General features: G+C 56.0%; 6 protein-coding genes. 2 read left to right on the forward strand and 4 right to left on the reverse strand.

Annotated features, from left to right (window positions below):
* Positions 1 to 143: 143 nt before the first annotated feature.
* The 4 genes from DMG62_10490 to DMG62_10505 all read right to left on the reverse strand — a co-directional run bounded on the left by DMG62_10490 (position 144) and on the right by DMG62_10505 (position 4,849).
* Positions 144 to 461, reverse strand: a complete 318-nt coding sequence (locus DMG62_10490) for a hypothetical protein (GenBank protein PYY23072.1) — start codon at positions 459 to 461, stop codon at positions 144 to 146.
* Positions 462 to 737, reverse strand: coding sequence for a hypothetical protein (locus DMG62_10495; protein ID PYY23073.1), 276 nt, complete (start codon positions 735 to 737; stop codon positions 462 to 464).
* Positions 738 to 752: 15 nt separating this feature from the next.
* Positions 753 to 3,935: a sialidase gene (locus DMG62_10500; GenBank protein ID PYY23082.1), complete on the reverse strand. Its 3,183-nt coding sequence runs from the start codon at positions 3,933 to 3,935 to the stop codon at positions 753 to 755.
* A 143-nt stretch (positions 3,936 to 4,078) separates the two neighbouring features.
* On the reverse strand, positions 4,079 to 4,849 hold the full coding sequence (locus tag DMG62_10505; GenBank protein ID PYY23074.1) for a hypothetical protein: 771 nt from the start codon (positions 4,847 to 4,849) through the stop codon (positions 4,079 to 4,081).
* A gap of 977 nt (positions 4,850 to 5,826) precedes the next feature.
* Between DMG62_10505 and deoC the strand changes: the two genes are divergently transcribed.
* Together deoC and DMG62_10515 are read left to right on the forward strand one after the other, a co-directional pair.
* Positions 5,827 to 6,843, forward strand: coding sequence for a deoxyribose-phosphate aldolase (gene deoC, locus DMG62_10510; GenBank protein PYY23075.1), 1,017 nt, complete (start codon positions 5,827 to 5,829; stop codon positions 6,841 to 6,843).
* A gap of 271 nt (positions 6,844 to 7,114) precedes the next feature.
* Positions 7,115 to 8,151, forward strand: a 1,037-nt coding sequence (locus DMG62_10515) for an aldehyde dehydrogenase (GenBank protein PYY23083.1), incomplete at its 3' end; no start/stop codon positions are given.

Here is an 8,151-nt window from a genome sequence, read left to right on the forward strand (position 1 = left end):
GTCAAAACTGAAGACTCGGAGCGCCCCGAGCGCCTCTCTGCCCGGCGAGGCTGACGAAGCTCGCGAATTGGTAAGGTTCGCACTTCGAACCTACGTCCCAATTCGCCGGGCGAGGGGCCCGGGCGCTCCGGTGAGTCTCCTTTTCACGGAGTCAGCTTGCCTGTTTGCAGATAGTTTTGTGAGGGCACACCAAAGGCATCCGCGATACGGTTGAAGAAGGCAAATATTGCGATTACGTAAACAGCTTCGGAAATCTGATTCTCTGTCCAACCTGCTTCTCGCAGCCGCTGTACGTCTTCGTATGTGGACCGGCTGGCTGATTCTGTAATCAGCTTTGCATACTCCAGCAACGCGCGTTCAGCCAGGGAGAGACTTGCGTCTTGTAACTTCCCTTCGGCAATCGCGGCTACCGTCACATCGGAGGCTCCCTGGACCCGCAGGAAGTAAGCGTGACTGTCGATTCAATATGGGCAACGGTTCAGCGATGAGACGTAAGTAGCCAGCATCTCTTTATGGTGTCGAGAGAGGTATCCCTCAGAGAAGTGAAGGGTACTCGAACACCCCACAACTTGTCGCAGGAAGTCAGGCCGCGCTCCAAAACACTTGATGATGCCTGGAACTCGGTGACGTTCCGATCCAGCCCGCCAAAAGTCGTAAGCGGCAGCGGTTTCGCCGCTAGCTTCATGGTCCTCGATGACACGAATTTTGGTGGCGGGTTTGGGATTTTCATCAGTCATACAGTTTTGGTGATCTCAGTCCATCTCCCGCATTCCCAGCACACTCGGAGTCGCAGCTCCAGACTCCACTGCGTCCTGCGCCTTCTGCCATTCCTGTTCTGGAATCAACCTAATCGGCTGCAGCTTCTTTGCTGTCAACTGCTTGTTGAGCGAATCAAGCTGCGGAGTGACCAGCTTCTGAAATTCTCCGATTACATCTTCGAGCTCACGCCGTAGGACTTCAGTACGCTCCGCTTGTGAATCGGTCGGCCTGCCCTCATAGCCGTTCACGTCGCTGTAAAGACCGGCGAGAAATTCGCGCAGACGCTCCTCACCGGTGATCGCTCCACCTTCTTTAGTAGCGACAATCTTGCTTCGAATAGTGTCGGAATCGGCCGCCAGTTTAGTCAGCTTTTGCTTCAGCGCATCCCTGTCTTTGAGTCCGCTCGCATCGTGATTCGCGGTATCGTGCACCGCGATGATGGAATCCACCGCCCAGCTCATGTGATTGAGCATCGCAGAAAGCTTGGTGGCGAGATCGAACTGCTGCTTGCGATCTTCGTCGGTAAATTTCACCCGCGGATCGAGAACAACATCGACTTTCGATTCGTAAGTCTTGTCGCCCTTCGTCATCTTCACTGTATAACTCCCGGGCAGAACGCGGGGGCCAAATGCCGCGCCAAATGAAGCGCTAGCTGCAGGCGGGACCTTCGGCGGCTTCAGGTGCATCGACCACTCTGCGCGATTCACGCCGCGATGTTTGCTGCTCGAAACCGTATCCACCAGCTTGCCGTTTGAATCGAAGATTTCGATTTTCAGATCGCCGAAGATGTGACGCGCGCGCTGATAATAAGGAATTGTCGCCACATCTGGACGGCTCGGACCGTTGAAGGAATTTGCGCCTTCTGGCCATCCGGCAAAAGCCTCCAACCACTGTGTCCCTTTGGGGATCGGGAGGAAGCCAGCTTCCTCCTGCATGATTCCGGGATTAAGAGAGCGGAAAGGCGAGATGTCATCGATGATCCAAATACCCCGACCATGAGTCGCAAGCACCAGATCATTGGTGCGTGGCTGAACCACCAAGTCGTCAACAGCCACCGCTGGGAAGGCGCTGCCCTTGTACTGCGCCCAACGCTCACGGCCGTCGTTGCTGATATACAGTCCAAACTCAGTTCCCAGGAAGAGAAGATTCGGGCTGACTAGATCTTCTTTTATGACGTGCGCCCAGCCGCGAACGCCGCTGTCGGCCGCCATAATCGACTTCCAGGTCTTTCCGTAATCAGTAGTCTTGAAAACGTGAGCAGTCATATCGCCATACATGTGGCGATCGACCGCGACGTACGCGGTGCCTTCGTCGTAGCGGCTGGCTTCCACCCAGGTAATCCATGAACCCTTTCCGATTTCGGGCGAATTGTCTGCGACGTTTGTCCAGTTCTTGCCGCCGTCGCGCGTGATCTGGATATTGCCGTCGTCAGTTCCCACCCAGATAAGTTGTCCATTCTTGGGAGACTCGGAGATGCTGTAGACGGTCGTGTTCATCTCCGCCGCGGAGTTATCGACGGTGATGCCGCCAGATTCTTCCTGCTTCTGCTTTTCGGGATCGTTCGTGCTCAGGTCAGGAGAAATTCGCTCGAAAGATTGACCATGATCGCGCGACCGGTAGAGGAACTGGGCGCCCAGGTACAGCGTGTTCTTATCGTTAGGACTGATCTGGATTGGAGTGTTCCAGTTGAAGCGGAGCTTCTTCTCGCCGTATTGCGGATAAGGCTTAATTGCGCGCGATTCATGCGTCCAGCGATTTACGCGCCCGATCTCGCCGCCCTGGGCTTCCGCGTAAATGTAATTGTGATCGGAGGGGTCCTCCCACATCCAAAAACCGTCGCCGCCATACATGTTTTCCCAACGCGAGTTGGTGACGCCGCTTGGATACGAAGAGTCACCTACCCATGAGCTGTTATCCTGCAGCCCGCCGTACACGTGGTAGGGAATCTGGTTATCCACGCTCACGTGATAGAACTGGGAGACCGGAAGGTTCATCTGGTGCTCCCAGCGCGTTCCCCCATCGAAGCTGCGCCAGAGCCCGCCGTCGTCGGTTGCGAAGATCGTGTTGGGATCGTCGGGATTGATCCACACATCGTGAAAGTCGCCGTGGGCCTGATTTGAAACTGCGCTGAAGCTCTCACCTCCATTCACGCTCAGCAACAGAACGAGATCGACTTTGAACACCTTATTCTCGTTCTTGGGATCGACGATCAGATTGGAAAAATAGAATGGACGCCAGACCATGTACTGGCTGGCGTCGAGTTTCTTCCAGTTCTGTCCGCCATCGTCAGTACGATAGAGCGCGCTGGCCTTCGACTCGATCATCGCGTACACGGTCTGTGGCTTCGACGGAGCTACTGCGATCGCGATCCGGCCGTACGGCTTCGGCGGCAGCCCTTTGGCGCTGCTCTCGGTGATCTCGTTCCAGTGCTCTCCGCCGTCGGTAGATTTGAAGATTCCGCTGCCCGGACCTCCGGAGCGGAAGGTCCATGGCTGGCGGCGGAAATCCCACGTGCTCGCATAGAAAGTATTCGGTTCTTGCGGGCTCATCGACATCTGTCCGCAACCCGTAGAACGGTTTGCGCCGGCGAGCACCTTGCGCCAGCTCTTGCCGCCATCGGTCGTCTTGTAAACACCACCGGCATCGTTGTCGGCAAAGGCAGATCCGGTCGCGCAGACAAATACTGTGTTGCCTTCTTTCGGATGCACGATCACCTTCACGATGTGCTCTGAGTCTTTCAAGCCAACGTTCGTCCAGTTCTCGCCGCCGTCAACGGATTTGTAAATGCCGTCGCCGATCGAGACGCTGTTGCGCATCCAACTCTCGCCGCTGCCTGCCCACACGATCTTCGTATTCGTGGGATCAACGGCCAGCGCCCCGATCGACTGCACAGATGGCTGATCGAAAACGGAACGGAAGCTGCTGCCTCCATTCACCGACTTCCAAACACCGCCGCTTGCTGCTCCGGCGAAGACGGTCAGGCGGCCCTTATCGGCAAAAGCGGTTACAGCCGCAACGCGCCCGCTCATGGTTGCAGAGCCGATGTTGCGAGCGGGAAGTCCCGAAATGGTTCCAGCATCAAAGCGCACGGATTTTGGCTCAGGTTGCTGCGCGAGGGATGAGCTGGCGAAGAGAATTTGGGAAACCGACACAGCAGTTAGGAGGCGCAGGTACATTCCCACTTTGGTGCTCGAAGTCATTTCGAAGAAGTCCTTTCGGTGCTGCAGCTTGTGTTGTTCATGTCAGTACCGCCGCCGGCACTGACACCAAAAGCCTCAGGATGCCAGCTTCATTAGGGCTTGCGTGCAAGTAGAATCCTCTATTCCACGCCCGGCTTGCCCGCGGGCTTGGCAGCGGGCGTTGCCGGAGCAGCCGGCATCTTGAATCCCGAATCCGGAATATCGATGTTCGCTTCCATCTTCTCGATGGTTACCGTCCCCTTCTGCTCGGGGCGGCCCTTCGGACCGCTGACGATCGAGAACGGAAAGAACACGCCGTTTACCTGCTTGTACGAGCCAAGATCAGTCTGGCTTTCCTTCACAGCGCCACGGATGAACTGCTGACGCTCAGTGCGGATCTCAATATAAGTGTCCGGATCGAGGTAGTAGTAAACGATGTCGCCGTTCTTGAGCGTGACCTTCAAGCGGTACACGTCATCGCCGTCGACCGAGTCACGCCCGAGATACTCGATGGTGTTGCCTTTGTCTTTGTAGTCCACCAGCGGACCATAGAAGTCGGCATCTTCAACGATGTCGCGCAGATCATCTTCACCGAGCATCTCGGGATCGCGCCGGCCCTGGAAAGGAGATATTTGCCAGCCGGTCTTACCGTCGTAAGCCTGGACCTGGGTCATGCCCTGAACCGTAAACATCTCGCGGATGTTGTTAGGAGCCTTTGCTTCTTCCGATACTTGTGCGGTGAAGCTTCCTTGCTGGAACCTGCCCGAATACTTGAGCGTCTTAATTGCCTTGATCTTGTCCACTCCGCCCTTGGCCTCAAGGTTCCTTCCGACGAGCTCGTCGGCTGTCTGTGCCGACATCGCAGCGGTGCTACAAATCATTCCGAGCGCCAGGCTCAGGAGTTTACGCATCGTATCGCTCCTCAAAGGAATTCGCTTTTGCTGAGACTTTGCCGGACGTTCCGGCGGGAAGCCCATGGTAGGTGAACACTTTGAAACCGGAAAGTTTACAACAACGGTGCAGAAAGGCAGTCACGAATGCCATTGGACTCGTCCCCGAGGAGAAAAAGAGCATTTACGACTTGGTTATGTGATTTTGTAGTTCCGGCCGCGCTCGACCGGTTCTACATGTGCAGTTCCGTGATTACTCGCTCTGGCGACTATGTCAGGAATTCCGACCGCAAATCGCGAAATCAAAATCAAAAAGCCCGGCCGAGAGCGGCCAGAACGACGTAATCAACATCGCGCAATCAATGTCGATCAGCGGTATTACTAAAATTGATTTGTTTTCGTAAAGCAACGGATTGAAAATCCATCGCTCTAACGCGGCTGCAAACGAAGCAATTGTGGGGTGCGCCGAGTACGGTTTTTCTTCCGCGTCTGCAAGCCGCTTCTTCCGTCACCTTATTCTCCGCGATAGAAACGAAAGCCTCGTTTGCTCTGTTGACTTCGCTTGCTCTGTGTCATAGCAAGGAGGTGTGGATGGCACGCCAGCGTTCCAGACTGAGAAGGTACTGCACGATGGTAAAGGAATGGGCTCTACGACCTCGCCATGGAGATGAAGCTAGCCCAAAAAATCTACGTAAAACCTGGAAAGATTCTCCCCCTAAACACAAGATGTTCGATTGCTCGATACCCACAATCGAAGATGTTGTGTTGCAAACATGTTGGTTCTACCCGTAAGTCCTTTAAAACGAGAATTTACGTGAAAAGGGGAAGGGAACGTCTTTCAGAGTTAGGTCAGCACCGTTCTCTGGTTTGGGAATCGGCCAATCGTGGATGCCTCATGGACTAGTACGAAAATCAGGCGCGTATCATTGCGTAATCTAATACCGAACTCCGCAAAGCCTCATTATGATTGTCACGCTTCTTGTTAGGGGAGAACAATTATGGCGGTGAAAACCGACCTCGAACGCCGTATTGCCGAGGCGCATACCACGCCGATCCAAAAAGGCGAGCTGCAGCCCAACTGCGGTGTGCCACTCAATCTGGACTGGGTAGAAGACGTTCGCGTGAATACCAGCGCGGTGGAGCGCCGGGCGCAAAGCCTGGTTACGCGGCGCACGGTGAAGAAGGAGTGGCAGGTGGCATGGCTGCTGCGCGCCATTACCTGCATGGATCTTACGACGCTTTCCGGCGACGACTCCCATCAGCGCGTCCTTCGCTTATGCGCGAAGGCAAAGCAGCCAGTACAGCAGTCGATCATGAAGCAGTTGGGATTGGACGACTTCCAGCTCAAGATTGCCGCTGTCTGTGTCTACCATAGCTTTGTGGAGACGGCGGTTCGTGCTCTTGAAGGCAGCGGGGTCAAGGTGGCCGCTGTCTCAACCGGGTTTCCCGCCGGACTTTCCCCGTTGGCCGAACGTGTCGGCGAGATCCGTCGCTCGGTGGATGCCGGAGCACAGGAGATCGACATCGTCATCACCCGCGCACATGTCTTCAGCGGGAGTTGGCAAGCCTTGTACGACGAGGTCGCAACTTTCAAAGAAGCCTGCGGCAAAGCGCACATGAAAGCGATTCTCGGCACCGGCGATCTCGCCACATTGCGCAATGTTGCCCGCGCCAGCATGGTCGCGATGATGGCTGGCGCGGATTTCATCAAGACCTCCACGGGAAAGGAAACGGTAAACGCAACTTTACCCGTAGGGCTCGTCATGGTACGCGCTATTCGCGAATACGCCACGCGCACGGGCATGATCGTTGGATTCAAACCTGCGGGTGGGATTCGTACGGCCAAGCAATCGCTCGAATGGCTCGCGTTGATCAAAGATGAACTCGGCGGCCGCTGGCTCAACGCGAATCTCTTCCGCTTTGGTGCCAGTGGAATGCTGGCGGACATTGAACGGCAGCTCGAGTATTACGCCACGGGTCGTTACTCGGCGGATTACAGACATCCGATCGCATGAATGAATTGAGTAGTCTTTGCTTACGTGGTTCCGGCCGCCCTCGGCCGGTACGCTGTGTGCAGAACCAGGAGCGCGTTTAAATGCGAGCATCTTGTAAGCAAACGACTGCGCGAGAGCCAGCTATTCGTCTTATCCAACAACATGGAAATCGCCAGCCGAAACGGCCGGCGGGGTCTCCGGCGGACGCCGGTGTTGCGGCTGCTGGGGTGAGACGGCGGCCGGAACCACGCAGTCAAATTCTATGAGCAAAATTGCCGAAAAGTTCGAATCGATGGAATACGGTCCGGCACTTGAGGACCCGAAAGAGTCGCTTGCATGGCTCGATCGTCATAAACGCAAGTTCGGACACTTCATAAATGGCGGCTGGCAGCAACCGATGCAAGGCGAGTACTTCGACACTACCGATCCAGCGAGCGGAGACAAGCTCGCCAGTGTTGCTCAAGGAGGCGCGGCCGATGTTGACGCGTCGGTCAAAGCGGCTCGCGCTGCGTTCCCAGGATGGAACTCGCTCACGCCTCATGAGCGGGCACGGTACTTGTATGCCCTGGCGCGACAGGTGCAGAAGCACTCGCGCCAGCTTGCCGTATTGGAGACGCTCGACAATGGCAAACCGATTCGAGAGAGCCGCGATATCGATATACCTCTTGTAGCGCGCCACTTCTATCATCATGCCGGATGGGCGCAGCTCCTGCATCAGGAGTTTCCAGGATACGCAGCCTGCGGAGTTGTGGGGCAGGTGATTCCGTGGAATTTCCCGCTGTTAATGCTTGCCTGGAAGATCGCGCCCGCGCTGGCGACCGGAAACACCGTGGTTCTGAAGCCGGCGGAGTTTACGCCGATTACTGCGCTCGCATTCGCAGAAATCTGTCAGGAGATTGGACTGCCAAAGGGTGTGGTCAATATTGTGACCGGCGATGGACGCACGGGCGAGGCGCTGGTCAAGCATCCCGATGTGGACAAGATCGCTTTCACCGGCTCGACCGAGGTTGGACGCGCGATTCGCAAAGCCACAGCCCAGAGTCATAAGAAGCTGTCGCTCGAACTGGGCGGGAAGTCGCCGTTCATCATCTTCGACGATGCCGATCTTGATAGCGCGGTGGAAGGGCTCGTTGATGGCATCTGGTTCAATCAGGGACAGGTCTGCTGCGCGGGATCGCGCCTGTTGATGCAGGAGAGCATCGCTGAATCTCTAGTCACGAAAATCCGCGCGCGTATGGAGACCTTGCGCGTCGGCTCACCTCTCGATAAGGCCATCGACATTGGAGCCATTGTTGCCCCCGTTCAGCTCGAGCGAATTCGTAAGCTGGT

It is taken from the genome of Acidobacteriota bacterium, assembly GCA_003225175.1.
GTDB lineage: Bacteria > Acidobacteriota > Terriglobia > Terriglobales > Acidobacteriaceae > Gp1-AA112.

Coding starts and splice junctions, on each gene's coding strand:
- DMG62_10495 (PYY23073.1), bottom strand. CDS start 737: ATGACTGATGAAAATCCCAAACCCGCCACCAAAATTCGTGTCATCGAG.
- DMG62_10500 (PYY23082.1), bottom strand. CDS start 3,935: ATGTACCTGCGCCTCCTAACTGCTGTGTCGGTTTCCCAAATTCTCTTC.
- DMG62_10505 (PYY23074.1), bottom strand. CDS start 4,849: ATGCGTAAACTCCTGAGCCTGGCGCTCGGAATGATTTGTAGCACCGCT.
- deoC (PYY23075.1), top strand. CDS start 5,827: ATGGCGGTGAAAACCGACCTCGAACGCCGTATTGCCGAGGCGCATACC.